Source organism: Enterococcus sp. AZ015 (assembly GCF_050499225.1).
Taxonomy (GTDB): domain Bacteria; phylum Bacillota; class Bacilli; order Lactobacillales; family Enterococcaceae; genus Enterococcus_D; species Enterococcus_D entomosocium.
In genome coordinates this window covers 1,699,515-1,726,093 of sequence record NZ_JBMHEX010000001.1, presented here as the reverse complement: position 1 = coordinate 1,726,093, position 26,579 = coordinate 1,699,515, and the positions used below count along the sequence as shown (strand labels likewise).

The following is a 26,579-nucleotide window of genomic DNA, read 5'->3' as shown; positions in this document are numbered from 1 at the left end:
TTCAACAAATTTCAAACGTCATTAATAATATAGCATAAATTTACTTACTTTCAAATGGTTTTCAGAACTTTTCATTCTGCTTACTCATTAAGAAAATTCCTGATCGCTTGTTGATTGGTTTCAAGATTGACGACTAACACACTTCCGGCACTCGCACTTGAACCGTATTGCCAAGAGTCAGCGACTGGGACAGTCAAGCTGTCGACTCCTCCCGCCCCTCGAGCAATCGAGAAGGTATTTTTTAATAGGAAAGACATTGGCAGGTTGGTGGAAGCATAGCCTAAGACTTTTCCAGCTGCATAAGGCAATTTTAAAATAGCTAAAGGATTTTTCATTTCGCTAAAGATCGCATCCATTACTTGCTGCTGTCGTCTTACACGACCGAAGTCACCTTCTTCGTCCATCCGAAAGCGTGCGTATTGCAACAGCTCAAGCCCATTCATTTGTTGTTGCCCTTGCTTGATGGCAACTTCAAGATTTTTACTCATATCTTTTTCCGCGTTGATAGCAACGCCTGAGGGAAACAATGTGTCGATCACTTTTTCAAAGGAACGAAAGTCAACTTTTGCATAATAGTTGGTTTCTAGCCCGAAGTTCTCCGCTAACGTTTGTCTAACCAAATCAGCACCACCAAAGGCATAAGCCGCATTGATCTTGTTTTCGCCATAACCGGGAATCGTAACTAAAGTATCCCGCATAAAGGAAAGTAGCTTCGGTTGCTTACTGGGACCATCTAATTGCAAAACCATAATAGTGTCTGCTCGTCCAGCTTCTCCTTCACGACTATCACTACCAATGAGCAATATATTCCGAGCACCATTTGCAGCGGCCGTACCATTAAAGGTCTCTTCATCAGTCGTAGCAAAAGCAGCGTCACTTCTTGCGACTTGCTGACCGACAAGAAACGCAATCAATGAATAGGCAAAAAGCACCAATAGTACCCGAACCACAATACGCAGAACTGGGTGCTTCCGCTTTTTCTTTTGTTTGGGTTGCTTGGTCTTCTTAAGCTTTGGCGGTTTTTGTTTGCTTTGTTCCTGGCTTTGATGCATCGCAGGCCCCTGAGCAGATAGCGGGGGGATTGCGCTTTTTCGTCCCTCAGATTTTTTTGCTCCTACTTGTGACTGTTCTCGGAAACTTTGGGCCACACGAGGGTCGCTTGCCCTAGACTGCTGGGTGTTTTGATAAGAAATGTCTCCTACCCGCTCATCAGCAGACGGAGTAGAATCGCTCGGTCTGACGCGCTGGTTTCTTCTTTTGGCTTCTCTGCGGGCAAAGATACTTTCTTTGGCTGCCTCACTGGATTCCTTTTCTAGCCGCTCATGCAGTTTTTTATTTTTTTCCATCCTGCTCATTGCTTCTGATCCTCCAACTAAAAAATAGCTCTCTGTCTATAAGGATACCCTAGACCTTATAGAAAGAAAGCTATTTTCTGAAATTTTAACCTTTTTCTAGGAAATTTCTTCATATTTTACCTTAGATGCTTTGATGCACCTTGTCGTATGCTCACAAATCCTGCTTGCTCATAAAATGATTTCACTTGGTTTGCCGACCAAAAGTTTAGTGAGAGATCATCGAAGCCTTTTTCCAGCGCAACGTTTTCAGCAAATGCCAACAATTGTTTTCCAATATGCATCCCTTGGTACCGAGGGTCAACAGCGATCGCTGCAATTTCCAGCCACTTTCGTTCATGCATCATCGCATTTTGTGGCAAACAGACCTCTTGAAGATGCACAAAGCCACAAGGCTGGTCCGCCAACCAAGCGATAAAAAAGTGGTGGCTTGGCTCTTGCAGCTGCTGTGTGATTGCTTGTTCAAATCTTGACTGATCAAAGGGCTTAAAAATCGTTGGGTACCATTGATGGTGCTGTGTTTGGATCTCTTTATGAAACGTTGCTAAAAGGGTTTCATCTTGGCTAAATTTTATTTTGACTTGAGTCATTTTTTGTCACTTCCTCAACAACATTTACGGAATACACGCCGAGAAGATGGACTTGACCACCCAACAACTGAATCTCTTCAAAAGCATTTACAATCAGTTGCCACGGCTTGTCCATCACCAGATCGATCACGAAAAAGTATTCCCCTAAGGTGGTTTTTGAAGGCCGCGATTCAATTTTGCTTAAATCAATTTCTCGCCAGCCAAAGGTTGCTAAGATTTTGTGCAAGATCCCCGGTCGGTTTGCTGGGAGCGTCACAAAAATCGTTGCTTTCTCAGCAGTCTGCTCTGGTAACTGGGTGTTTGCTGCTTTCTTCGTCAAAACCCAAAAACGGGTTTGATTAAAGGCAACATCTTGAATATTGGTTTCTTTGATCGTTAATTGATAGGCCAATGCCGCTTCTTTGGAAGCAATCGCCGCAACTGCTTCTTCTGGATGTTTTGCTACGTAGGCTGCTGCAGTCGTTGTGGAAGCAACCGCCTCAACAGTAGCTCCAGCAAATCGGGCTTCGATGAAGTCGGCACATTGCGCTAAGGCTTGCGGATGAGAAATAATCTTAGTGATGGGACGGTTGTCTTTTGCTGTTTGCTGAGAAACTAACAATTGATGATTGATCGGTAAAATAACTTCCTGTTCGATGCTCAACTGATTTTGACGAAAGAGCGTATCAATCGTGGCATGAACAGACCCTTCTAATGAGTTCTCGTTCGGAACGACCGCGCGATCGATCACGCCGTTAGCTAGCGCTTGAATACAAAGCGGAATCGATCCATAGGGGATACAGGTATTTTCCGGATAAGCTTCTTGCGCAGCTATATGCGTAAAGGAACTTTTCGGTCCTAAATAACCAATCTTCATTTTATGCACCCGCTTTGATCAAAATTTCCTGTACGATTTCTTCTGGTGCTTTGTTCGTCGTTTCAACGATCAATGAAGCAGTTTCTTCATAAAGAGGGATCCGAGGACGGTAAACAGCCAATATTTCTTCTGGTGATTTTGAGACGACTAAGGGACGAATGCTGCCATTATCCGCCTTTAAGCGATGAATCAGCTCCTCGGGATCTGTTTTTAAATACACGACGAGCGGCATCTCTTTTAAAAGTTGACGATTTTCTTCTTTTAATACGATGCCCCCACCAGTGGAAATAATTTGTTCCTTTGCCAAAGTTTTAGCTAAAATATCCGTTTCGATTTTGCGAAAGGCTTCCTCACCGTGTTGGTCGAAAAATTCTTGAATGGTCATGCCGATCTCAGCAACGATCAAGTCATCAAAATCCACATGAGACTGTTTCGTTTCTTCAGCCAAAAGACGACCAATCGTGGTTTTTCCAGCACCCATAAAGCCAATTAATATCACTTTTTTCACTCGCTGTTTCCTCCTTTAGCCAAACGTGCGACATCCTCAAAAAAATCAGGATAAGAAACTGCTACGGCTTCGGCTTTTTCTAATTCTACCTCTTCATCTGTCAATAAGGCGGCAATTTGCAGCATCATGCCGATGCGATGGTCCCCCCGACTTGACACACGTCCGCCATGCAAAGGGGTTGGACCGTTGATGATCAACCCGTCCTCGGTGGGAGTGATGTCCGCTCCAAGTTTTGTCAACTCTTCGGCAGTTGCATCAATTCGGTTGGTTTCTTTTACTTTTAGTTCTTCCGCATCTTTGATCACCGTTTTGCCATGAGCCTGCGTGGCTAACAACGCAATGATCGGCAATTCATCGATCAAACGTGGGATAATATCGCCAGCGATGGTCACTGCCTGCAAGGTAGAACTTCGAACGGTAAGGTCAGCTGATTGATTCTGATCGTCTTGATTAGAAAAAGCAATTGAAGCACCCATCTCCTCTAGTACGTCAAGAATTCCTGTACGAGTGGGGTTGATCCCGACATTTTTTAAAACGATCTCACTTTCTGGCATAATCGCGCCGGCTGTTAGGAAAAAAGCAGCGGAGGAAATATCACCAGGAACAATTACTTCTTGTCCTTGGAGTGTTTGAGGTCCCGTCACAGTGATCGTTTTGCCTTGTGTTGTAATGACACCACCGAATTGACGAATCATTTCTTCGGTATGGTTGCGACTTGTCTCTTTTTCAATAATCGTCGAGGTACCTTGTGCTTGCAATGCCGCAAAAATCAGCGCCGATTTTACTTGGGCACTTGCTACGGGCATCTGATAATTGATGGGCTGTAAAGAAGCAGTACCATTAACGGTGATCGGTGGGAACTCCGTCTGCTCATGCCCTCTCACATTGGCACCCATTTCTCTTAATGGCAGCATCACTCGGTTCATCGGACGTTTATTCAAAGAGTTATCGCCGAATAAGGTGGTTGTAAATGGCTGTCCAGCCAAAATCCCCATCATTAAGCGAATCGTTGTACCAGAATTGCCGATATCAATTGGGTCTTGGGCAGGCTTAAGGCCATTAAAGCCCTGTCCTTCAATCGTGATCGTCTGACCGTCATCATGGATTGGAACGCCTAATGATTGAAATGCATGAAGGGTGCTATAGCAGTCTTCTCCACGCAAGAAATTACGGACAATCGTTGTCCCTTCGGCTAACGCCCCGAACATGATACTACGATGCGAGATTGATTTGTCAGCAGGGACTGCTATCGTCCCTTTTAGATGTGTTGCTTTTTTTAGTTTCATAACGGCCTCCTATTTTTTTCGACATGAATAGGTCGTCTTTTTTTGAATCAGCTGCTCTGCTTGCAGCAAATCATTTTGCGTTTTGAATGAAATCTGTAAAACACCAATAATATCTTCTCGAGTTTCAAGAATTTTCAAGTTGATCAAAGAGAGCTGATGTTCGCTCAATAGCCCCGTCACTTCAGCGACAACGCCGGGATGATCCGGTACATCGATGAATAGATCATAGAATGCTGGGATCGCCCCATTTTGATGAACCGGCAATTGATCCCGTGTTTCCTTCGCGGATTCAAAAAACCGAAAGATCGCCCGTTCGTCTTTTTTCTGCAACCAGTGAGCCATGGTCGTCATTTGTTTTTGCCACTCATCGATCAGCTGCAGCAGCTCCTGTCGATTACTCAATAAGATATCGGTCCACATACGAGGATCTGAAGAAGCAATGCGAGTGATATCGCGAAAACCGCCTGCTGCAAGTTGCTGTGCTCTAGGGTGTTCGTGGTTGAAGGCATCTGCCTGATTGACTAATCCCGAAGCAATAATATGAGGCAGATGGCTCAACATCCCTGTGATTTGATCATGCTCTTGGGGAGCAAGTGCCACATATTTGGCTCTAGTGCCGCGAAAAAGCTCTTGTAGTTCTTCCACCCGCTGACTTTTCGTCGGTGTGAAGATATAGTAAGCATTCTCGAAAAGGTTCTCATCGGCTGCTGTGATCCCTGATTTATGAGAGCCAGCCATCGGATGGCCCCCAATAAAATCAAAGGAAAAGGACTCGGCAAATTGCGTGATTTCCGCTTTGGTACTGCCGGTGTCTGTTACCAGGACCGAAGGCTTTAATGAAAGTGCCCCCAGTTCGGCAAGATAGTTTTTGGTGATCTCTACCGGCAATGCCAACAAAATCACGTCGGCACGGACAGCACCTTCAGAAAATGAAGGGGGCACTTCGTCTACTAAATTTGTTGCTAATGCGATCTCATTGGTTTCCTGACAATCCCACCCCATCAAATGCACTTGCGGATGTGCCTTTTTGATACATGTTGCTAAGGAAGCGCCGATCAATCCTAGACCGGCGACGAAGATATTTTGGCTCATGAAAAGAATCCTCATTTCTACTGGAATTTTTTGCTGTTTCTTTAATCAGTAGGTTAACAAGTATTCTCGATACGCCTGAACAGATGCGGTCAATTCTTCGAAAGAATCACTTGGAAACTTTTCTAATAGTTCATTGGCCACCACTGTTGCCACCACACTCTCACAAACAACACTAGCTGCTGGTACAGCGGTGCTATCTGAGCGTTCGACGCTTGCTTTATACGGTTCTTTGCTGTCGATATCAACACTTTGCAACGGCTTGTACAAGGTCGGGATCGGCTTCATAACCCCGCGAACCACAATTGGTTCCCCGTTCGTCATGCCGCCTTCAAAACCACCTAGGTTGTTGCTGCGACGGGTGTAGCCCCGTTGTTCGTCCCATAAAATCTCATCCATGACTTTTGAACCCGGTAAAACACCTGCCTCAAAGCCAACACCGAACTCAGCACCTTTAAAGGCGTTGATACTGACCACGGCTTGGGCAATCTTCGCATCAAGTTTTTTGTCCCATTGCACGTAACTGCCAAGACCAGCAGGAACGCCGCCAACAAGCACTTCCACTACGCCGCCGATCGTATCACCATTTTTCTTCGTTTGATCGATCAACTGCTTGATTTCTTCTTCGACTGACGGATCTAACACCCTTACTTCTGAAGCTTCAGAACGTTTTGCGATTTCTTTAACGGTCAACCCTTCTGGAATTTCTGCTTTGATGCCGCCTAACATCGTTACATGACCTGCCACATCGATGCCAAGCTCCTTCAAAATTTTCTTCGCGATTGCGCCGATGGCTACCCGCATAGTCGTTTCCCGGGCAGATGAACGTTCCAGGACGTTTCGTAGATCTTGATGGTGGTATTTCATACCGCCGACCAAGTCAGCATGACCAGGTCTTGGTCGTGCCACTCGTCGTAGTTTGCGGTCTTTTTCTGGTACCTCTTCGATTGCCATGACCTTGGTCCAATTTTTCCAATCTTTGTTCTCGACCACTAAAGTCACAGGAGAGCCTAATGTTTTTCCATGACGGATACCGGAAGTGATACGGACTTGGTCTTTTTCAATCAACATCCGTCCCCCACGACCATAGCCGGTTTGTCGTCTCGCTAATTCAAAATTGATGTCTTCTGCTGTTAATGGCAATCCTGCCGGTAACCCTTCGATAATGGCGGTCAACTCTGGTCCATGTGATTCGCCTGCTGTAATATAACGCATGATCCGTTACCTTCCTTTCTTATACTAGGTAGTCTTTGATTTTTTCAGTCGGGATCGTCACGATTTTCGCCTGTCCGATCGCTTCTAATAGAATAATCTTCAATTGTTGCCCGCGGGCTTTTTTATCATGAGTGATTGCTTGGTATAATTGCTCTTTATCTATTTCCCTTGGTGTAATCGGCAAGTGAAACTTCTCAACCATTTCTGTAAGCTGCTGGGTCGTACCTTTTGGTGTTAATCCGGTGGCTTCTGCATGTCGGGTAATCATAATCATCCCCATCGCAACGCCTTCTCCGTGACTAGTCTCAAAAGCAGCCGTTCTTTCTAAGCCATGACCGATCGTATGACCGAAGTTCAGTGTCAGACGACTACCATGATCAAAGGGGTCTTCTTCCACTACTTTTTGTTTAACCTTTAAAGAAGCTGTGATCACATTTTCAGCGTGGGCCAACAAATCGGCTTCATCTTTCAAACCTGCTAACGTTTGCCAAAGTTCAGGATCTGCAATAGCGGCTGACTTGATGATTTCAGCAATGCCTTCTTGGACGCGTTTAAGCGGCAAAGTTTCAAGTAAATCTGGATCGATCATCACACCGGCTGGTTGGGCAAACGTGCCAACGAGATTCTTGGCACTGCCAGTATTTACAGCTGTTTTTCCGCCGATACTTGAATCGACCTGTGCCAATAACGTCGTCGGAATCTGCAAGAAATCAATGCCGCGCATATAAGTAGAAGCAACAAATCCTCCGAGATCACCGATCACACCGCCACCAAGGGCAATGATCCCATCGCTTCTGGTCATTCCGAATTGGGCAAGACCATCATATAAACTAGCTGCTTGCTCTAGTGATTTGCTTTTTTCGCCGGCTGGTACGATTAACAGTGTCGCTTCAAACCCGGCAGCGGTTATGGAATCAACGATTTGTCCGCCATACAGGGGTGCGACATTGCTGTCTGTAATGACGGCAATGCGCTGTTTGTCCCACAACTGTTGTACCCAGGTTCCGACTTTTCGAAACGCCCCTCGTTTAATGAGGATATCATAGGAATGGTCTTCTAAGTGAATGTGTAACATTGATTTTTGCACCTCTTTTATTGGTTGTCTTCACGCTTAGTCTTGCAACGCTTTGATTTCTTTCATCGCTTTTTCCATGATATGGACTTCTTTCATCATGTTCATGTACGTTTTTTCGTTAAGTGATTGAGGACCATCAGACCAAGCATTGGCTGGATCTGGATGGATCTCAACGATCATCCCATCGGCGCCAGCAGCAACACCCGCTCTTGCCATTGGTGGTACAAGATCCCAAATACCTGTTCCATGACTAGGATCAACGATGATTGGGAAGTGGCTCAATTTTTTGATGATTGGTACTGCACTTAGATCAAAGGTATTACGGGTTGCTGTTTCGTAAGTTCGGATCCCACGTTCAATGAAAATCACTTCACTTTTATCTTGAACGGCGATGTATTCCGCAGCATTCAACCATTCGTCGATCGTGCCTGAGATGCCTCGTTTAAGGCCAATTGGTTTCCCGGTTTTTCCAACGGCAGCTAGCAATTTGAAGTTTTGCATGTTCCGAGCACCAATCTGTAAAATATCACTGTATTCCGCCACCATATCGATATGCCCTTCGTCCATGACTTCTGTGATGACTTTCATGCCAGTTTCATCAGCTGCTTGGCGAATGTATTTTAGCCCTTCTTCTTCAAGCCCTTGGAATGCGTAAGGCGACGTGCGGGGTTTGAAGGCACCACCACGTAAGATTTGTGCACCACCAGCTTTGGCGATTCGGGCACATTCACGAATTTGGTCTAATCCTTCAATCGAACATGGACCAGCCATCGTAACAAAGTTGCCGTCACCGATTTTCACACCATCTACATCCACAACCGTATCTTGCGGATGGAACTCACGAGAGGTCAATTTGTAAGTATTTGAGATCCGAATGGCATCTTCGACACCTTCGTAGCTGCGAAAAGCAACATCTTGGATGCGGCGTGTATCCCCTTTTAACCCGATAACGACCTGTTCTTTTCCTTGGTTGACTTGAACATCTAAGCCTTCTTTTTTGATTCTAGTTACAACAACTTCAACTTGTTCTGGCGTAGCGCCTGGTTTCATAATTACGATCATTTTTTCTTCCTACTTTCGTTTTTTCTAATTTTTTTATTTTTTACATGGATTCAATAAGTGCTTTTACTTTTTCAACAGGCATTTCTTGGCCTGTCCAAAGTTTAAATGCAGCTGCACCTTGATACAGCAACATGCTTAAGCCGTTTGCAGTTTTGGCACCGACTTCTTTCGCATCTTTCAAAAGCTGCGATTCTCTTGGATTATAGATGACATCATAGACAGCTAATGATTCCCGCAAGAGTGTTTTGTCTTTTAGAGGACTTACCGTATCATTCGGCTTCATCCCCACGCCAGTAGCATTAACTAAAAGACTGCTTTGATCGATGGCTGTTTTTAGAGCCGTCTGATCTTCTAAATCCGTTAATGTGATCTCAGAGGCGGTCTTTTCTGCGATCTGTGTCAATTTTTCCTGGATGATTGGATAAAACTCATCCTTGCGGTTAAAGACACGGATCGTTTTGACACCATCTAGTGCAGCTTGACTAATGATTGCTGTCGCTGCTCCACCTGCACCGATCACAGTCATCGTTTTTCCAATGATCGACACTTGAATGTCTTCAAGTGCGCGCATAAAGCCGATACCATCTGTATTGTGACCAATCAATCGCCCCTCTTGATTGACGATTGTATTGATTGCGCCGATCAGCTCGGCTGCTGGTGAGCATTCATCCATCAACGGTACTGCTGCCATTTTATGGGGCATTGATAGATTGACACCTAAGAGATCCAACTGACGGATGCTTTGGATACTAGCGGCTAAATCATCCGGCTCAACATCAAAGGCCAGATACACGGCGTCGATCCCTTGTTCTTCAAAAGAAAGATTGTGCATCGCTGGAGAGATGCTGTGTTTGGCTGGTTTGGCAAATAGCGCCGCCAACCGTGTGTGACCGGTTATCATTTGTTTCATCTGGTTCATTCCTTTCAACAAAAAAAGATGTCCACCGTAAATTTAAGAATCTACAGTGAACACCTTCAAACATTACATATCGGCAAAGCTAGATATGTGAATATAAAAAATAGCCACTATAGATTTTACGATCTACGTGGCTGCGAATTCATTACGAAATGCTCTAGCCATCATAGATACAAACTTAGCGTTTGTACCCATGCCTTCATGAATACAAACCTATCTAAAATAGCTAAAGTAATATTTATTCAGTTGTGTGGGGTTCGTTAGCAATAATTTTTGCATAGTCCTTCGCTCCAAACTGATGTAAGATTGACCTAAGTATAGGTTTAACTTTGAAAGATGTCAATGATTTTTTCTTATTTTTTTCATTTATTTGATTATTTTTTTTGAAAACACTGTTCTATCAAGGGTTTATAAGTCGTCTTCAAAGAACAGTAACAGTTCTGGTAAACTTAAGCGAGCTTTTTCATCTGCTGAAAGATCCTTGACGATTTCCCCTTTTCTGAGCAGGATCAGGCGGTCTCCGTATTTTAATGCATCTTCCATCCGATGGGTGATCATGAGACAAGTTAGATTTTGTTCTTCCACGCGTTTTGCTGTGATTTGCATCAGTTGTTTGGAGGTCTTTGGGTCTAACGCAGCCGTATGTTCATCTAGCAACAACAGTTTTGGTGTTTGAATCGTTGCCATCAATAAACTTAGTGCCTGTCGTTGACCACCAGATAAACTGCCCGTTGGCGTATCCAAATGATTTTCCAACCCATTGCCGATTTCTTTACAAAGGGCATAGAACGTTTCTCTTTGCCCTTGGAGTTGTCGAAGACCTAGTGACCGTTTTTCCCCTCTTTTTTGTGCTAATAGAAGATTTTCTGCCACTGTCATACGGGGAGCCGTCCCCATTTTCGGGTCTTGGAAGACACGTGCCAAAAAGCGGGCGCGTTTTTCTTCCGAAAGTGCGGTCACGTTTTGATCATCGATCATCACTTGCCCACTCGTCAAGGGCATGGTGCCTGAGATGCAGTTGAATAACGTACTTTTGCCGGCGCCATTTCCTCCGACGACCGTGACAAATTCTCCTGGTTTTAAAGAAAGATCGATTTTATTCAAGAGCACTTTTTTCTCATTCGGTCCGTTGCCGACAACTTTAAAGGCTTTTTTTAAGGCTAACATTATTCATCCTCCGTTTCAAAACCAGTGCGTAGATGCAAGGCTTGTTTAAATTGAGGGATCAACAGGCAGATCGTCAAGACGATTGCAGAGAAGATCTTCAAGTAAGTCGTATCAAATCCAGCTTTGATCACAAATAGGATCAATAATTGGTAGATAATGCTGCCGATCACGATAGCGATCAGACGTTCCAGCAAGGTCAATTCACCATATAATACCTCACCAATGATGATTGACGCCAGTCCGATAACGATCACACCGATTCCCTTGCTTATGTCGGCGTAGCCGTCGTTTTGAGCGATCAATGCGCCTGAGAGTGCGATCACGCCATTGGAGACGATCAGTCCAATGATTTTCATTCGATCCGTATTGATCCCCATTGACTTGGCCATGTGTTCATTATCCCCGGTAGCAATATAAGCTTGACCCAAGTTGGTATGGAAAAAGTAAACCAAGACGCCCCCAATCAACAAGACCATGATCAATCCGATAATCACCGTATCATAATAATTCGGTAAATTCATTCTAGTAAAAAAATCTTGAATTTTCGGTTGGTTTAATAAAGAGAGGTTTGGTGAGCGCATCACAAACAGCATGACCGAGTTCAATGAAGACATCACCAAAATACCTGCTAAAATCACGGGAATTTTGCCTTTTGTATAAAGAAGTCCTGTCACACAGCCCGCACACATCCCAGCCAATACTCCTAACAAAGTCGCTAAGACGGGCGACACCCCATGGGTGATCGCTGTCACACAGACAGCACCGCCTAACGGAAAGGACCCTTCCGTCGTCATATCCGGGAAATTCAAAATACGATAGGTCATAAAAATCCCTAATCCCAGGATTCCCCAAAGTAGCCCTTGCCCTATTGCTGAAACAATCATCATTCTTCCTCCATATTCTTACAAGTTTTCTCTTTCAAGACTCTCTCGGTGATCGCAGGTGATTGCTGTTCCTAATTGTTACTCATCACTTGCTTCACTTTCCGGTGTCGTTGTAATCAATTTTGCCTCGTCTTTGAGGTTTTCTGGGATAGTGATTCCCAATAACTGCGCTTGTGTTTCATTAATGATCGTTTCGCCATCGCTGAATGTATAGATCGGCGTTGTCGCAGGTTCGGCCGTCCCGTCAAGAATTGCTGCCACCATCTTCCCAGTTTCGACCCCAATCGTAAATTGATCTTGCCCAACCGTTGCTAAGCCGCCTTGTTCCACCATCGTATCAACAGACGTGATGATGGGCGTTTTTGATTTATTGGCTTCTTGTACTACCGTCTGCATTGCGTTTGCAATCGTATTATCTAACGGAATATAGATAAAGTCGACTTCTCGTGCCATCACTTGCACCATTTGAGCAATTTCGTTACTTGAAGGAACGGCATACGATTTGCTGGTCAAGCCATTTTCTTCGGCAGCAGCTTCTGCTTCTGCCACTTGGTATTTCGAATTGTCTTCGGTCGAAGAATACAAAATGCCGACTGTTTTTGCCTCCGGTAGCAAATCTTTTGCTAGTTTGATTTGCGCAGCGACGGGTGCTTTATCTGAAACACCAGTGATATTTCCGCCGGGTTGATCCATATCTGCCACGAGATTTGCCCCAACTGGATCAGTGACCGCTCCTAAAACGATTGGTACATCCTGAGTGACATTCGCCAACGCTTGTGCTGCGGGTGTTGCTACCCCAACCAAAACGTCGGCATCTTTATTTAGCAGCTGCTGACTCATCGTTGCCAATTTGCTTTGATCCGCTTGGCCGTTTTGGAATACAATCGTCAAGTTGTCCCCTTCGGTATAGCCTGATTCTTTAAGGCCTTCTTTGATCCCCTCGGTGATCGCATCTAACGCTTCATGACTGACAAACTGCAGGATTCCAACTGTTTTTTCAGCTTTTTCTACTGGTTCCGAAGTCTCACTGGCTTGATTGGTCCCACTTCTCATTCCTAACTGATAGACAAAGGTCGCTCCTAAAAATAATAAAATAACGGCAACCGATGCAATTAATCCCTTGTTTTTCATTTTTCATTCTCCTTTTTCTGCTTACGTTTTTCGTGTTTTCGTTTTTACGGTTTTTGAGAACAAAAAAAGCAACTGCCTATGTGACGGCAATTGCAAGTAAGCAAAAGCCGCATAGAAGGTTGTCCTATGCGGCGATAAATTCAACTACCAGCATAGATACAGCACTTTAGAAGGTTCTCTAAAAAGTTGTATCTATGGAATGAGGTCCCATCAATACAACTATCTACGCCAGTTTTGCCATGATTTCACTTGCAATGGAATAAATAGTTTCATGATTGTTCCTCCTTCTCAACTTGTTTTCTTTCTTGATTGAATTCAGTTTAGCCTATTGATAAAAAAACGTCAACAATTTTCTGTCAAATTGTCAGATTTTTTTATCAATCATTGGCAGAAGAACGAATCGTCCACATGGGTAAACGATTCAATTCTGGGATGAATTCCGTCGTTGGCTGCTCAAATGAATCAAAAGTAAAGCGATTTTTCTCGACTCCTTCTTCATAGAAGACAAAGGTCACTTTATCAGGATCAATGTCATATTCATTGGAGAAAAATGCCACGTCATAGACGATCGGATAATAAAAAAATGTTCGATTCATTTCGTCTTCCTGTGCTTGGATCAGATCAAACACTTGATCCAGCTGTGGGCCATTTGGTTTACTGTACATCACAGAAATCGCTCTTGTTTCGCGAATCGTCTTATCAGCTGTCAAATATGGTAATGGCTGTACTTTTTCCGAAGGTAACTTGTCGAAAGCGATTCGATCCACTAAAGAGGCGTTGATGCGATTTTGAGAAAAAACGATCAAGCCTGCAAAAACCAGCGCGAAAAGAATGCCTCCGATCAGCGTGAAAATCGTTTTTTTCTGATCTCGGTATAGATCATCTAACAAAGCCTGCCAGCTTTCCACTGTTTTTTCTTTCGTGTAATGAACAAAGTTCCTAACTTGTTCCATAATTTGCCCACCTTTTTTAAAAATCCTACTATTAATTCATACTATCAATTCCCTTCTAGAACGTCAAGAAACTTCACATTTCTTCGATAATTCGGTAAGATAAAAGAAAACGGTAAAGGAGTCATTATGCATAATCTAGCTAGTTCTTTGATGACTGGAGCCAACCCAATCTTCGATTTCATTGTTGTCTGTTTAAACTTTCTCTCCATTTTCGTCATCGTTTGGGGTGTATTGATCGCAGGCATTGATTTCGTGCGCTACGAATTAACAGAAAAGGACCGTTTGGTGGCAGCCAGAGAAAATAATTTTATCCGCAATTATTTAGGGAGTTATGTCTTATTAGGTCTTGAGATCTTGATTGCAGCAGATATTATTGAGACGATCATCCACCCTACTTTCGAAGACATCGTACGTCTAGCTGCAGTCGTTATTATTCGAACAGTCATCTCTTATTTCTTGAACAAAGAAATTGAGCGTGCACTGCAAACCACCGATCACCAACCTAACAAGAAAAAGGAAAGCTAGCTGCCATGGCTTTTCTTTGGATTCTTCGGTATAATAGATAGGAATATTTGACATTGGAAGGATCAATCCCTCAGTCAAACTATCCTTATAAGAAAAGAGGGAAACAATATGTCTTTTGATGGTGTTTTTACCCATTTAATGGTCAAAGAATTACAAAATCAATTAACCAGTGGACGTGTGAACAAAATTCATCAACCTTATGAAAATGAGGTCGTATTTGTGATCCGTGCCCAAGGGAAAAATCATAAACTTTTGCTATCCGCACATCCCACCTATGCTCGTGTGCAATGCACAACGATCGCCTATAGCAATCCAGAAACCCCACCGAATTTCTTGATGATGCTGCGGAAATATTTAGAAGGGGCGATCTTAGAATCAATCGAACAAATCGACAATGACCGTGTGATCCATTTTCATTTTACTCGACGAGATGAACTAGGTGATTTACAATCCCTCGTCTTGATTGTCGAATTGATGGGCCGTCACAGCACGATTTTATTAATGAATAAGACGAGCGGAAAAATTGTCGATACAATCAAACACATTGGTCATTCACAAAATACGTATCGTACTTTATTACCGGGTGCTACTTATATTGCACCACCAAAGCAAACAACACTTAATCCTTTTACAGCCTCTCGCACCAAAATTTTTGAAGAATTATCGACCATCGATCCCTTGACGGCAAAAGAACTTCAACAACGATTCCAAGGCTTAGGCCGCGATACAGCAGAAGAATTAATCGCTCGAATCAATGCCAATCCCAATGAAAAACTGCGTCAGTGGGAAGCTTTCTTTACAGAGCTTACCCAGGAGCTAGCACCAAGTTATCTCCAGTCAGAGAAAAAGGAATATTTTACACCAATTCCCTATCCATCATTGATCGATGCGACCACCACTGTCACCTCTTATCAGAGTCTGAGCGAGCTTTTAGATGCGTTTTATCACGACAAGGCGGAAAGAGATCGGGTCAAACAACAAGGTGGCGAATTACTAAAGAAGATTGAGAATGAACTGAAACGGAACCAATTGAAGTTAAAGAAACGCCAACAAACGTTAATCGATTCAGAAAACGCCGAAGAATTTCGTCAAAAAGGTGAGCTTTTGACGACCTTTATGAATCAAGTCCCCCGTGGTGCTGCTTCAGTTGATTTGGAAAATTACTATGATGAGAATCGGCTTTTGACGATCAAATTAGATCCCGCTCTTTCTCCCAATCAAAATGCTCAGAAATATTTTCAACGTTATCAGAAATTAAAAAATGCAGTCAAATTGGTCCATCAGCAGATTGCCGAAACGAAAGAAGAAATCGCGTATCTCGAATCCGTGTTAGCCCAATTAGAAATCGCCTCTCCAATGGATCTGGCGGTTATTCGGGAAGAACTGATTGCACAAGGCTATGTCAAAAATCGGACGAAACAGCGTAAAAAAGCCGCTCCTTCGCAACCAGAACGATTTCTTTCTTCAGACGGAACAGAAATTTTCGTTGGAAAAAACAATTTACAAAATGACCAACTGACCTTAAAAACAGCTCGTAAGAGTGATATCTGGCTGCATACCAAAAATATTCCTGGCTCTCATGTCATCATTCGTTCGGATGATCCTAGTGAGACAACCTTAATGGAAGCTGCAGAGCTTGCCGCATATTTCTCAAAATATCGTCAATCTGCCCAAGTACCGGTGGACTATGTGCAAGTCAAACATATTCGGAAACCGAATGGTGCCAAACCTGGATTCGTCATTTATGAGAATCAAAAAACGCTTTTTGTGACACCTGATGAGGGAATTTTGAGATTAAAACAGTCCTAGCTGCTCCTCAGCCTATTCGGATCAAAAAATCATAGTGTAATCAATAAAAGAACCGACCACACAAGCGCTGCGAAACTACACGCGCTTGTGATCGGTTTTTATGCTTTTTCCTTCTATCTACTGCTCTTTCAGCGAAAATTTTGCTTAGCTTGAAACACAAAAGGCAAGCCTTCTCAGAATTTAGCCATCGACGTATCTGCTAGATCCGATAGAATGGCATTCGAAAATCACCGTGAGAAAGTAGCTTCTGCTAGCTAATAAATTCCACCATCCTCCATAGTGACTTTCTTCTCGAAATCAAAATGATACAGCTTTTCCCAGTGATTGATATTCAACGTTCCTTTGGTCAAATGGATTGCTAGAAAGCAACAGCCTTTATCATTCTCATTGTTGACTTCGTCGTACCAGACAAAGGCTTTGCGAATTTTGCATCTTAATTCTGCATTTTTAGGGTCTAGCACCCAACCTAAATTCTCCCCTTGACCGACCGCAGTAAACCATTCACCGCTAACAGCAATGGAAACTGCTGGGTTCTTTTTGATTTGCTTGATTTTATTGGATTGCTCGTGTGTCGACACGTAAAAAACGCCCTCTTCATAAAAAGCATCAACTTCTCGAACGACTGGTTGTATGTGTCCCTCTACAGTTTTGTCACAAGCTGTCGTCGCAAGGGCAATCACATTGTCTTTAAAATGTCCGAATTTTTCTTCAAGCAGCTTTATTCCTTCTTCATACTGGTGGGTCATTATTCTGTTCCTCCTTGCATCATAATTCTTTTTTTAAAAGGAATCCATAATTCGACATGAACCACATGATTTTCCCCTTTTCGATAAAGCTCAGGAAAAAAATTCTCAGCAATCCAGCCATTTTTCTTGAGCCAAAAACGGGTATAACGCATCGCCTTTCCCATATTGATGATCAGTTGCTCTGAGACCGTATCAAAACTGCAAACAATATACTCACGTTCTGGTAAAGTCCATTCAGTGCAGTTGAGAAATTGCGAACCATCAGATATTTGACCAACAAAATAACTTGAATAGCCTTCAGGCGCATCTCCCGGAAATGAAACACCGATCAGGCAATGATCGGTGCGAGGCTGATTGGCAGTCTTTTGATAAAAATCATGCCAAATATCATCAATCGGATCAATCCCTGTTCGTTGGCCCAGCATTTTTCCATACTTAAATGGATAGTAACCAACAACGCCACAAAAAACCAGCGGTTGCTGATTTTGCTTCTTCTGAATCTCCAAAACGACTCCTTCGCTGATCAATGGATTGCCTTCTTCTGTGACAATATACCCTAAAGATAGATCCGGCTTATCAAAATTTTGCAAGCCGATCGGCGCTTTTTGGTAAAGAGAAGGTGAAAGTCCATAAACGGTCTTAAAGGTTCTTGAAAATACTGCATGGCTGCTAAAACCAACCTCAAAAGCGACCTCAATGACTCGACTTTTTCTGTCTTTTAATAAAACAGCGGCTCTGGCCAGACGACGCAGTTTTATATATTCCCTAACAGAAATTTTAACTAAGCGAGTAAATAAGCGTTGATAATAAAATACAGAAAGTGATGCGACTTGTGCTAACGTTTCGATCTCTAGCGACTCAGCAAGATTGTCTTCGATAAAATCGATGGATTTTTGGATTGCTTCCCATGCATGCATATGGATTTCCTTTCTTTCACTATAAAATACTCAGCCAAAAAAGCTTTACCGTGTCTGCTCTTTTTCTAAAAAAAACTATATTTGTATTTATTTTCACAATGCATTAACTGCCGAGAATCAGCTTATTTAATATTTTAGCATAGCCTTCATGGTCCTAGAATATAAAAATAAAAAAAGACGAAGAGTTTTCGTCTTTTTCTAGTCAATGACATTCTAAAAATTCTAACATCATTTTTATTGATTACCCTTACGAAGTGGTTTCTATACTGACCATCAAATGAAGTCAGTGAGAAACACTACGTAAAAGGATCTATTTTTATAAATTAATAGAAATAAATAGGTCGATCTTTGCGGTCTTGTAATGGGCGATTATTGTTTTCTAACACTTCTTCCCGGAATTCCAAAATGAAGCGGCGGCTCATCTCCCCGATCCAGTCAAAGACGAACCAATTGATTGGCCCTTTGGTTGGCGGTGTCGTCAACGAACCCACATAATGGAAATGGTGGGTGCGTTCTGGTAAGAACATAGTCGGATCAAACCATTGCGTATGGTTTTCAAAGTCCCAGATGCTGTCGTCTTGCTGATTGCAGATCCAGTTGAGCTTATCCGTCAATTTGAATAAGATGCCCACAACCAAGTTTTCTCCGTCCTCATTCATATGGACGAGATGAAACTCTAATTCTTGCTGTTCATCATCGATAATATGTTCAGACGGCATGTGGAAATGAATATCCGTCAAATAGTAGTTGATCCCTTTAAATGTGACATAACTTTCTTTGTTATATGGAACGAAGTGAATCGTATTTTTGAATTCTTTTTCCGTGAACCGCTCTCGTTTATAGTGAAAAGCCAAGTCCTGATCGATAGGTTCTTCGGTTTCATCGTGAACTAAAGCAATTGGGGATTGGTAAGGAAATTCGGCGCCTTGTGCATACCAATCGCACAAAGTGTGCCAATGTTCAGGTCCATTGTCTCCGGAATAACTCCAGGGAACATCCATATTTCTTTTCAAAAAAACAGCCTCCTAATTCAAGTTGACAGCAAGGAATAGCCCTTCCTATCAAAAAAACTTTCTCCCAATGCTATCAGAAAATAGGTGAAAATAAAACGAATATGCTTGGTCATTCCCTCACATATCCGTTTCTTATTTCAATTCCTTATTCACTCAACCAAGCAGCAGGATCTTTTCGCCACTCTTGTAACAGGGCAACATCAGACTCTTGAATAGCACCCGTTTCTAAAGCCGACTCGATCAACGCTGTATAGTTTGTCAAAGTCACATAGGATAGACCTGCTTGGTCAAAATTCTCTTGGACTTGAGGCAGCTCGTAAGTAAAGATCGCAGCGACGCCTAATACGTCGGCTCCTTCTCTTTTGGCTGCTTCACAAGCTTCTAAGACACTGCCACCTGTTGACAATAAATCTTCAATGACGACCATTTTTTGATTTGGCTGAATACGACCTTCAATTTGATTGCCTTTGCCATGTTCTTTTGCTTTGCTGCGAATATAAACCATTGGCAAATCTAACAATTCAGCGACCCAAGCAGCATGGGGAATCCCGGCTGTTGCGGTCCCTGCAATCACTTCTGCTTCGGGATAAGTCGTTTTGATGACTGCAGCTAAGCCTTTCGCAATGGCGCGACGTACATGAGGATAACTCATAGTGATTCGATTGTCGCAGTAAATAGGGCTTTTGATGCCGCTTGCCCAAGTAAATGGTTCATTCGGTCGTAAAAAAATCGCCTCGATGTCTAAAAGATCTTTGGCAATTTGATTGGATTGTTCTTTCATTGGCTAGCTTCCTTCCATTCTTGTTTTATTTGCAGATAACTTTCATACGGTGTCTTAGACTGGGTGATTGGACGTCCCACAACGATCATGGTAGCCCCCGCATTGCGAGCTTGTGCAGGTGTCATGATTCGTTTTTGATCGCCAACTTCACTGCCAGCTGGTCGGATACCAGGCGTCAAGCGTATGAAGGCATCGGTTGTTCTTTGCTTGATCTGTTTTGCTTCGTGTGCGGAGCAAACAACACCGTCTAATCCAGCTTTTTGGGCACAGGTGGCGTAATGGATAACACTTTCTTGCAGTGACGTCATGATCTGCTGATCATGATGCATTTGTGCCTCACTAGTGGAGGTCAATTGGGTAACTGCAATCAAATCAGGGACTTTGTCTCCAGCGGGGGTTCCTTGTTGCAGACCTTTTTTAGCAGCAGTCATCATTTCAATCCCGCCGGCTGCATGAACATTCGTCAAAGCAACACCTAAAGAAGCTAAGCGCTCCATTGCTCGTCCAACAGTATTAGGGATATCATGTAATTTTAAATCTAAAAAAATGTCATGGCCAAAGGATTTCAACCAAGTGACGATCGCTGGTCCTTCTTGGTAGAAAATCTCCATTCCAACTTTTACAAATAATTTTTCTCCCGCAGGAAATTGCGCTAAAAATGTTTCAATAGCCTGTTTGTTGGGGAAATCTAAGGCAATAATTGGTCGTTCACTCATCACACGTGCTCCTCTCTCACTTCTTTTATCAACTGTTCCAAAGAAGTGATCCCTAATTCTGCCATTCGGATAGGCAATTCTTCAATCAATTTTGGGCAAATGTAAGGATCGGTAAAGTTTGCAGTTCCTACTGCAACTGCACTTGCACCTGCCAGATACATTTCAAGTACATCATCCACTGACATCACGCCCCCCATGCCAATAATTGGTAATTGAGAAACTTGCGCCACTTGTTTGATTAGGCGGATCGCCACTGGTTTGATTGATGGACCAGACAAGCCCCCGGTTTGGTTGGCTAAAATCGGTTTTCGTGTTTTTAAATCGATCCGCATGCCCAAAAGCGTATTGATCATCGTAAACCCGTCGGCGCCGCCTGCTTCGATCGCTTTTGCAATTGGGACAATATCCGTCACATTCGGCGAAAGTTTGACATAGATCGGCACTTGCGAGACTTTTTTGACCGATTCAGTCAATGCACCAGCAACCGCAGGATCGGTTCCGAAAGTGATACCGCCATGTTTGACGTTAGGGCAAGAGATATTCAGTTCGATCGCTTTGACATTTTCTGCCTGACTGATTTCCTGACACACAAGAACGTAATCTTCGACGGTCGAACCAGCAACGTTTGCAATGATCGGTAACTCTGGATGTTTTTGAGCTAAGTCCGGCAATATTTGATTCATGACCGTTTCTAACCCAGGATTTTGCAACCCGATGGCATTTAACATACCACTAGGCGTTTCCGCTACCCTTGGGGTTGGATTGCCGAAACGTGGTTCAGGTGTGGTCGCTTTGATCATCACCGCACCTAATTGACTGATGTCATAATATTTATCATATTCTGCACCAAACCCAAAACAGCCGCTGGCAGGCATGATCGGATTTTTTAGACTCAATCCGGGTAGCTCGACGTTGATCGACATTAAATGACCACCTTTCTCGCCTGAAATACAGGCCCTTCGTCACAAACTTTGACACTTTTTGTACCTTGTTCGTCATCTTTCGTATGGCAAACACAGGCATAACAGGCACCCATCCCGCAAGCCATTCGCGCTTCCATGGATAATTGAACATCTGAAAGGTCTTCGAAAAGCTGGGCGGTGGTTTTTAAAAGACCGTTATTTCCGCAGGCAAAGACTGCCGCAGGTGTTTGCTCTGCAGCTAATAACAGGTTGCCAACATTTCCTTGTAAACCAGCGCTGCCATCATCGGTAGCGATCCTCGTATCTCCCAGTGCGCGAAATTCCTCTTCATAATACATGACGTCTTTGCTGGCAAAGCCCAAAAAGTGAATGACGTGGATCCCTTGTTGCGTCAGACGTTTCGATAGTTCGTAGAGCGGCGGTACACCGATACCGCCACCTACGATAAATGCAGTGTCCCCTTGGTTTAAATGATGATAGCGAAACCCATTTCCTAACGGCCCCATCACATCGATTGGATCACCAACGGTCATTTCTGAAAAAATTCGTGTGCCATCTCCTTCGACCCGGTAAATGATTCGGCATTCTTTTTTCTCAGCATCGATATGATTGATACTGATCGGTCGGCGAAGAAGAAAGGCATTTTGAGGAACCCGCAGGTGCAGAAACTGCCCTGGGGTCCTCATCTCATTGACTAATTCACCAGTCAATGTCATTTCAAAAATCCGTGGTGCCAGTTGACGCTGTTTGCTGATGGTCATGATTTCTTGCTTCATCAAAAAACTCCTTTATCTGCGTTAAATTGCTTTTGTTGAAAAACTGCGGGATTCCATCACTTTTAGAATTGCATCCGCTGTATCAAGAGAAGTAAAGGTCGGTACACCATGCTCCACTGCTTCTCGGCGAATGATAAATCCGTCTTCCGTTGCATTTTGGCGATCTTTGTCCATGGTATTGACTACTACTTGGGTCGTTCCTTTACGGATCAAATCAACAACCGTTTCTTCTGCTTGTTGATCAGAGATTTTAGCAACTCGTGTCACTTGCAGGCCTTTTTCTTCAAAGTAATCAGCGGTTCCATTGGTAGCCATTAAGGTGAAGCCGACCTCTACGAAACGCGCCGCCAGTGCTGCTGCCTCTTCTTTGCTTTCGTCTGCAACGGTGAAAAGTGCTTTTCCAAATTCAGGAATATGCAGGCCTGATGCCTCAAAAGCTTTATAAAGTGCTTTTGCCAAATCTTTGTCTGATCCCATTACTTCACCCGTTGATTTCATTTCAGGGCCTAAGTAAGTATCGACTTTTAAAAGTTTTGTAAAGGAGAAGACAGGTGCTTTGATGTGTACTTCATTTGGTGTTGGAGCAAGTCCGTCTTGATAACCTAACGCTGTGATCTCTTCCCCGAGAATCGCCTTCGTGGCAATTTGTGCCATTGGGATCTCTGTTACCTTGCTTAAAAATGGCACGGTTCGGCTAGCACGAGGATTTACTTCAATGACATACACTTTGTTCTCATGGATGACAAATTGGATATTCATCATACCGATACAATTTAAACCTAATGCCAAGCGTTTGGTATATTCTTCGATCGTAGCAATTAGTTCATCCGAAAGATTTTGCGGTGGATAGACCGCCATTGAATCTCCTGAATGGACCCCTGCACGCTCGATATGTTCCATGATTCCAGGAATCAAAACAGTTTTGCCGTCACAGATAGCATCGACTTCACATTCTTTACCAACCAAGTAACGATCGACCAAGACAGGATGTTCTGGTGATGCTTTCACTGCATGACGCATATAATCTTCTAAATCGGCTTGGTTTTCCACGATTTCCATCGCACGTCCCCCTAAGACATAACTTGGGCGGACTAAAACAGGATAGCCGATTTTTTGTGCGATGGCGATCGCTTCTTGTTCGTTCGTCGCCGTGTCGCCTGGTGGTTGCGGAATATCTAGTGCTTGTAATGCTTGCTCAAAGAGATCGCGGTTTTCGGCACGATCAAGATCTTTAATGCTGGTGCCTAGGATTTTGACTCCGGCTTTCACCAAAGGTTCGGCTAAATTGATCGCCGTTTGCCCGCCAAATTGGACGATGACCCCAATTGGCTGTTCCAAATCGATCACATGCAAGACATCTTCTAAGGTCAACGGTTCAAAATACAGCTTGTCGGAGATAGAAAAATCAGTCGAAACCGTTTCAGGATTACTGTTCATGATGATCGCTTCATAGCCAGCAGCTTGGATCGCTTTCACCGAGTGCACTGTTGCATAGTCGAACTCCACCCCTTGTCCGATTCGGATCGGTCCAGAACCTAGGACAAGAACAGATTCTTTTTCACTGCGCTTGCTTTCATTCTCAAACTCATAGGTGCTATAGAAATAAGGTGTTGCTGATTCAAATTCTGCGGCACATGTATCTACCATTTTGTAGACGGGCAAAATCTTTTGCTCATGACGCAGCGTGCGGATCTCAGCTTCCGTGGTTTCCCACAGCTCAGCGATCTTTTTATCCGTAAAGCCGTTTTGCTTGGCTTTTTTCAACACATCAAGGGAATGTGGTTCGTTTGCTAATGCTTGTTCGATCTCAAAGATGTGAAGCATTTTATCTAAGAAGAATAAATCGATTTTCGTCATTTCATTCAAATCTTCGATAGTATACCCTCTTCGGATGGCTTCCATGACGTAGAACAGGCGATCATCTTGGGCCTTGATGACCTTCTCCATCAGATCATTGTCAGAAAGAGCTTCTAGTTCTTTCATTTCGATATGATGTGTGCCGATTTCCAATGAACGAACAGCTTTCAGTAATGACTCTTCAATATTACGACCAATGGCCATCACTTCTCCAGTTGCTTTCATTTGTGTTCCTAATCGACGTTCCCCCGTTTCAAACTTGTCAAACGGCCAGCGAGGAATTTTTGCCACAACATAGTCAAGGGCGGGTTCAAATTCTGCATAGGTGGTTTCTGTGACTGGATTTTTCATTTCATCCAATGTTAAACCGACGGCAATTTTCGCTGCCAGTTTGGCAATTGGATAACCTGTTGCTTTACTTGCTAGTGCAGACGAACGAGAAACCCTTGGATTTACTTCAATCACATAGTAATTAAAGCTATGTGGATCAAGTGCCAACTGAACGTTACAACCACCTTCTATTTTTAATGCGCGAATAATTTTTAATGACGCATCTCGCAACATTTGGTATTCATGGTCTGACAGTGTTTGACTAGGGGCAAAGACGATGGAATCGCCGGTGTGGATGCCGACTGGATCGAAGTTTTCCATATTACAAACAACGATCGCGTTGTCTGCAGAATCCCGCATCACTTCATATTCGATCTCTTTAAACCCAGCAATACTACGTTCAATCAAGCATTGGGTCACGGGCGAGAGCTTCAAGCCGTTTTCAGCGATTTGGCGTAATTCTTCTTCATTGTTACACATGCCACCGCCCGTTCCTCCTAGCGTAAATGCTGGACGAACAATGATTGGAAAGCCGATTTTTTTCGCAAATTCAACTGCTGCTTCCACCGTTGATACGATTTCGGATTCTGGGATCGGTTGATCCAATTCTTCCATTAATTGTTTGAATAAATCTCGATCTTCTGCCTGATCGATTGCCGCTAATTTGGTTCCTAGCAACTCAATTCCTAATTCATCCAAAATACCTGAGTTGGCTAATTCCATCGCCATATTCAAGCCCGTTTGTCCGCCTAATGTCGGTAAAATTGCATCAGGCTGTTCTTTACGTAAAATCCGTGAGACAAACTCAAATGTGATTGGTTCAATGTAGACTTTGTCAGCAATTTCTTTGTCCGTCATGATCGTTGCGGGATTCGAATTGACTAACACCACTTCGTAGCCTTCTTCTCGTAAAGCTAAACAAGCTTGTGTACCGGCATAATCAAATTCTGCCGCTTGTCCTATAATAATCGGTCCAGAACCGATTACCATGATTTTCTTGATATCTGTACGTTTTGGCATATTAGTTCTGCTCCTTCCATGCATCGATCATCTCTAAAAATTCGTCAAATAAGTGGACCGCATCATGCGGGCCCGGTGCCGCATCTGGGTGGTATTGGACACTGAATGCTGGGTAGCGGCGATGACGAACCCCTTCGATTGTGCCATCGTTCACTTCGACGTGTGTCACCATTAGTTTTTCAGGATCGATGGATGCTTCATCCACAGCAAAGCCATGGTTTTGTGAGGTAAAATCGATCCGACCAGTGGCGATCTCTCTTACCGGATGGTTCAATCCGCGGTGACCGAACTTCATTTTATAGGTATCTGCCCCATTCGCTAATGAGAAGAGCTGATGGCCTAAACAAATCCCGAAGATCGGTACCTTGCCTTGAATCCCTTGTATCATTTTAATTGCTTCTGGCAAGCTTTTAGGATCACCCGGTCCATTTGTCAGCATTACACCATCTGGTGCGAGGTCTAAAATTTCTTGCGCTGTCGTATTGTATGGCAAAATCGTTAGATTGCAATTACGGCGTGACAACTCCCGTAAAATACTGTGCTTCAAGCCGAAGTCGATGACCACGATATTGCGACCCGTTCCAGGACTTGGATAAGGTTTTGAGGTAGAAACTTGTGCCACTTGATTGGTTGGTAAAACCGCCGCTTTTAATTGATCAAAGGCATGGTCAAAGACATCTCCTGCATCAACGATACTCGCTTTCATGGTCCCATGTTGACGGATCTTTCTTGTCAGCGCGCGTGTATCGATTCCTGCGATCCCTGGAATATTTTTGCGTTTTAAAAATTCATCTAACGTCAGCTGTTTCCGCCAATTGCTCGCTAGACGCGCGTGTTCTTTCACAACAACCCCTTTACAAGTCGGTGAAATTGATTCGTAGTCGTCTCGGTTGACGCCGTAATTTCCAACCATCGGATACGTAAACGTAATGATTTGTCCGTTAAAGCTTTGATCCGTAATGGCTTCTTGATAGCCCGTCATGCTGGTGGTAAAAACAATCTCACCAAAAACATTGATACTGGCACCAAAGCCTTCGCCTTCAAAGTATGTTCCATCTTCTAAAATAAGCCAACGTTTCATA

Annotated in this window: 25 protein-coding genes; 2 read left to right on the top strand and 23 right to left on the bottom strand. The window is 43.5% G+C overall.

The genetic code is table 11. The annotated features are described in order from the left end of the window. Nucleotides 1–80: 80 nt before the first annotated feature. From IGK85_RS08055 to IGK85_RS07990, 14 genes are all read right to left on the bottom strand, one after another. Nucleotides 81–1,355 (bottom strand): LCP family protein, encoded by a 1,275-nt coding sequence (locus IGK85_RS08055; protein ID WP_008379906.1) that lies wholly within the window; start codon nt 1,353–1,355, stop codon nt 81–83. Between the two features lie 116 nt (nt 1,356–1,471). Continuing rightward, nucleotides 1,472–1,942: a GNAT family N-acetyltransferase gene (locus IGK85_RS08050; protein ID WP_005235950.1), complete on the bottom strand. Its 471-nt coding sequence runs from the start codon at nt 1,940–1,942 to the stop codon at nt 1,472–1,474. Beyond that, on the bottom strand, nt 1,917–2,798 hold the full coding sequence (gene pheA / locus IGK85_RS08045) for a prephenate dehydratase (RefSeq protein WP_008379903.1): 882 nt from the start codon (nt 2,796–2,798) through the stop codon (nt 1,917–1,919). The genes IGK85_RS08050 and pheA overlap by 26 nt, the downstream gene beginning before the upstream one ends. Before the next feature lies 1 nt (nt 2,799). Beyond that, a complete protein-coding gene (locus tag IGK85_RS08040; protein ID WP_008379901.1) occupies nt 2,800–3,306 on the bottom strand; it encodes a shikimate kinase in 507 nt (168 codons plus the stop codon). Further along, the gene (aroA, locus tag IGK85_RS08035; RefSeq protein ID WP_008379900.1) at nt 3,303–4,592 is read right to left on the bottom strand and encodes a 3-phosphoshikimate 1-carboxyvinyltransferase; all 1,290 of its coding nucleotides are present in this window, start codon (nt 4,590–4,592) and stop codon (nt 3,303–3,305) included. Before aroA ends, IGK85_RS08040 begins: the two co-directional genes overlap by 4 nt. Before the next feature lie 9 nt (nt 4,593–4,601). Then, entirely contained in the window at nt 4,602–5,684 is a 1,083-nt protein-coding gene (locus IGK85_RS08030) for a prephenate dehydrogenase (protein ID WP_008379898.1), read from the bottom strand. A 45-nt stretch (nt 5,685–5,729) separates the two neighbouring features. Continuing rightward, nucleotides 5,730–6,896: a chorismate synthase gene (gene aroC, locus IGK85_RS08025; RefSeq protein WP_005235960.1), complete on the bottom strand. Its 1,167-nt coding sequence runs from the start codon at nt 6,894–6,896 to the stop codon at nt 5,730–5,732. Between the two features lie 19 nt (nt 6,897–6,915). Beyond that, entirely contained in the window at nt 6,916–7,971 is a 1,056-nt protein-coding gene (aroB, locus tag IGK85_RS08020) for a 3-dehydroquinate synthase (protein WP_005235964.1), read from the bottom strand. Between the two features lie 36 nt (nt 7,972–8,007). Further along, a complete protein-coding gene (gene aroF, locus IGK85_RS08015) occupies nt 8,008–9,033 on the bottom strand; it encodes a 3-deoxy-7-phosphoheptulonate synthase (RefSeq protein ID WP_005226100.1) in 1,026 nt (341 codons plus the stop codon). A 40-nt stretch (nt 9,034–9,073) separates the two neighbouring features. Beyond that, entirely contained in the window at nt 9,074–9,943 is an 870-nt protein-coding gene (locus tag IGK85_RS08010) for a shikimate dehydrogenase (RefSeq protein WP_008379892.1), read from the bottom strand. A gap of 414 nt (nt 9,944–10,357) precedes the next feature. Further along, nucleotides 10,358–11,116 (bottom strand): ABC transporter ATP-binding protein, encoded by a 759-nt coding sequence (locus IGK85_RS08005; protein ID WP_008379891.1) that lies wholly within the window; start codon nt 11,114–11,116, stop codon nt 10,358–10,360. Next, nucleotides 11,116–12,000, bottom strand: coding sequence for an ABC transporter permease (locus tag IGK85_RS08000; protein ID WP_008379889.1), 885 nt, complete (start codon nt 11,998–12,000; stop codon nt 11,116–11,118). The genes IGK85_RS08005 and IGK85_RS08000 overlap by 1 nt, the downstream gene beginning before the upstream one ends. A gap of 78 nt (nt 12,001–12,078) precedes the next feature. Beyond that, nucleotides 12,079–13,131, bottom strand: coding sequence for a tryptophan ABC transporter substrate-binding protein (gene trpX / locus IGK85_RS07995; RefSeq protein ID WP_008379887.1), 1,053 nt, complete (start codon nt 13,129–13,131; stop codon nt 12,079–12,081). Between the two features lie 377 nt (nt 13,132–13,508). Further along, nucleotides 13,509–14,084, bottom strand: coding sequence for a hypothetical protein (locus IGK85_RS07990; protein WP_005235969.1), 576 nt, complete (start codon nt 14,082–14,084; stop codon nt 13,509–13,511). Between the two features lie 126 nt (nt 14,085–14,210). Here IGK85_RS07990 and IGK85_RS07985 point away from each other — a divergent pair, with 126 nt between their 5' ends. Together IGK85_RS07985 and efbA are read left to right on the top strand one after the other, a co-directional pair. Beyond that, nucleotides 14,211–14,609 (top strand): DUF1622 domain-containing protein, encoded by a 399-nt coding sequence (locus IGK85_RS07985; protein WP_005235970.1) that lies wholly within the window; start codon nt 14,211–14,213, stop codon nt 14,607–14,609. 108 nt (nt 14,610–14,717) lie between these two features. Beyond that, nucleotides 14,718–16,418: a fibronectin-binding protein EfbA gene (gene efbA / locus IGK85_RS07980; RefSeq protein ID WP_005235971.1), complete on the top strand. Its 1,701-nt coding sequence runs from the start codon at nt 14,718–14,720 to the stop codon at nt 16,416–16,418. 254 nt (nt 16,419–16,672) lie between these two features. On the opposite strand, the gene IGK85_RS07975 is transcribed toward efbA, so the two are convergent. From IGK85_RS07975 to IGK85_RS07935, 9 genes are all read right to left on the bottom strand, one after another. After that, nucleotides 16,673–17,164 carry a pyridoxamine 5'-phosphate oxidase family protein gene (locus IGK85_RS07975; protein ID WP_005235973.1) on the bottom strand — a complete coding sequence of 164 codons (492 nt, stop codon included), beginning with the start codon at nt 17,162–17,164 and terminating at the stop codon, nt 16,673–16,675. Continuing rightward, complete coding sequence (locus tag IGK85_RS07970; protein ID WP_008379882.1) at nt 17,164–18,081, bottom strand: helix-turn-helix domain-containing protein; 918 nt, start codon at nt 18,079–18,081, stop codon at nt 17,164–17,166. The genes IGK85_RS07975 and IGK85_RS07970 overlap by 1 nt, the downstream gene beginning before the upstream one ends. A gap of 323 nt (nt 18,082–18,404) precedes the next feature. After that, entirely contained in the window at nt 18,405–19,082 is a 678-nt protein-coding gene (locus tag IGK85_RS07965) for a carbonic anhydrase family protein (RefSeq protein ID WP_016620153.1), read from the bottom strand. 157 nt (nt 19,083–19,239) lie between these two features. Beyond that, nucleotides 19,240–19,875, bottom strand: coding sequence for an orotate phosphoribosyltransferase (gene pyrE / locus IGK85_RS07960; RefSeq protein ID WP_005226111.1), 636 nt, complete (start codon nt 19,873–19,875; stop codon nt 19,240–19,242). Then, nucleotides 19,872–20,591, bottom strand: a complete 720-nt coding sequence (gene pyrF / locus IGK85_RS07955; RefSeq protein WP_008379878.1) for an orotidine-5'-phosphate decarboxylase — start codon at nt 20,589–20,591, stop codon at nt 19,872–19,874. Before pyrF ends, pyrE begins: the two co-directional genes overlap by 4 nt. Continuing rightward, nucleotides 20,591–21,514, bottom strand: coding sequence for a dihydroorotate dehydrogenase (locus IGK85_RS07950; protein WP_008379876.1), 924 nt, complete (start codon nt 21,512–21,514; stop codon nt 20,591–20,593). The genes pyrF and IGK85_RS07950 overlap by 1 nt, the downstream gene beginning before the upstream one ends. Beyond that, the gene (locus tag IGK85_RS07945) at nt 21,514–22,290 is read right to left on the bottom strand and encodes a dihydroorotate dehydrogenase electron transfer subunit (RefSeq protein WP_008379873.1); all 777 of its coding nucleotides are present in this window, start codon (nt 22,288–22,290) and stop codon (nt 21,514–21,516) included. The genes IGK85_RS07950 and IGK85_RS07945 overlap by 1 nt, the downstream gene beginning before the upstream one ends. A 21-nt stretch (nt 22,291–22,311) precedes the next feature. Continuing rightward, nucleotides 22,312–25,497 carry a carbamoyl-phosphate synthase large subunit gene (gene carB / locus IGK85_RS07940; RefSeq protein WP_008379870.1) on the bottom strand — a complete coding sequence of 1,062 codons (3,186 nt, stop codon included), beginning with the start codon at nt 25,495–25,497 and terminating at the stop codon, nt 22,312–22,314. Between the two features lies 1 nt (nt 25,498). Continuing rightward, nucleotides 25,499–26,578: a carbamoyl phosphate synthase small subunit gene (locus IGK85_RS07935; protein ID WP_005235984.1), complete on the bottom strand. Its 1,080-nt coding sequence runs from the start codon at nt 26,576–26,578 to the stop codon at nt 25,499–25,501. Nucleotide 26,579 lies beyond the last annotated feature (1 nt).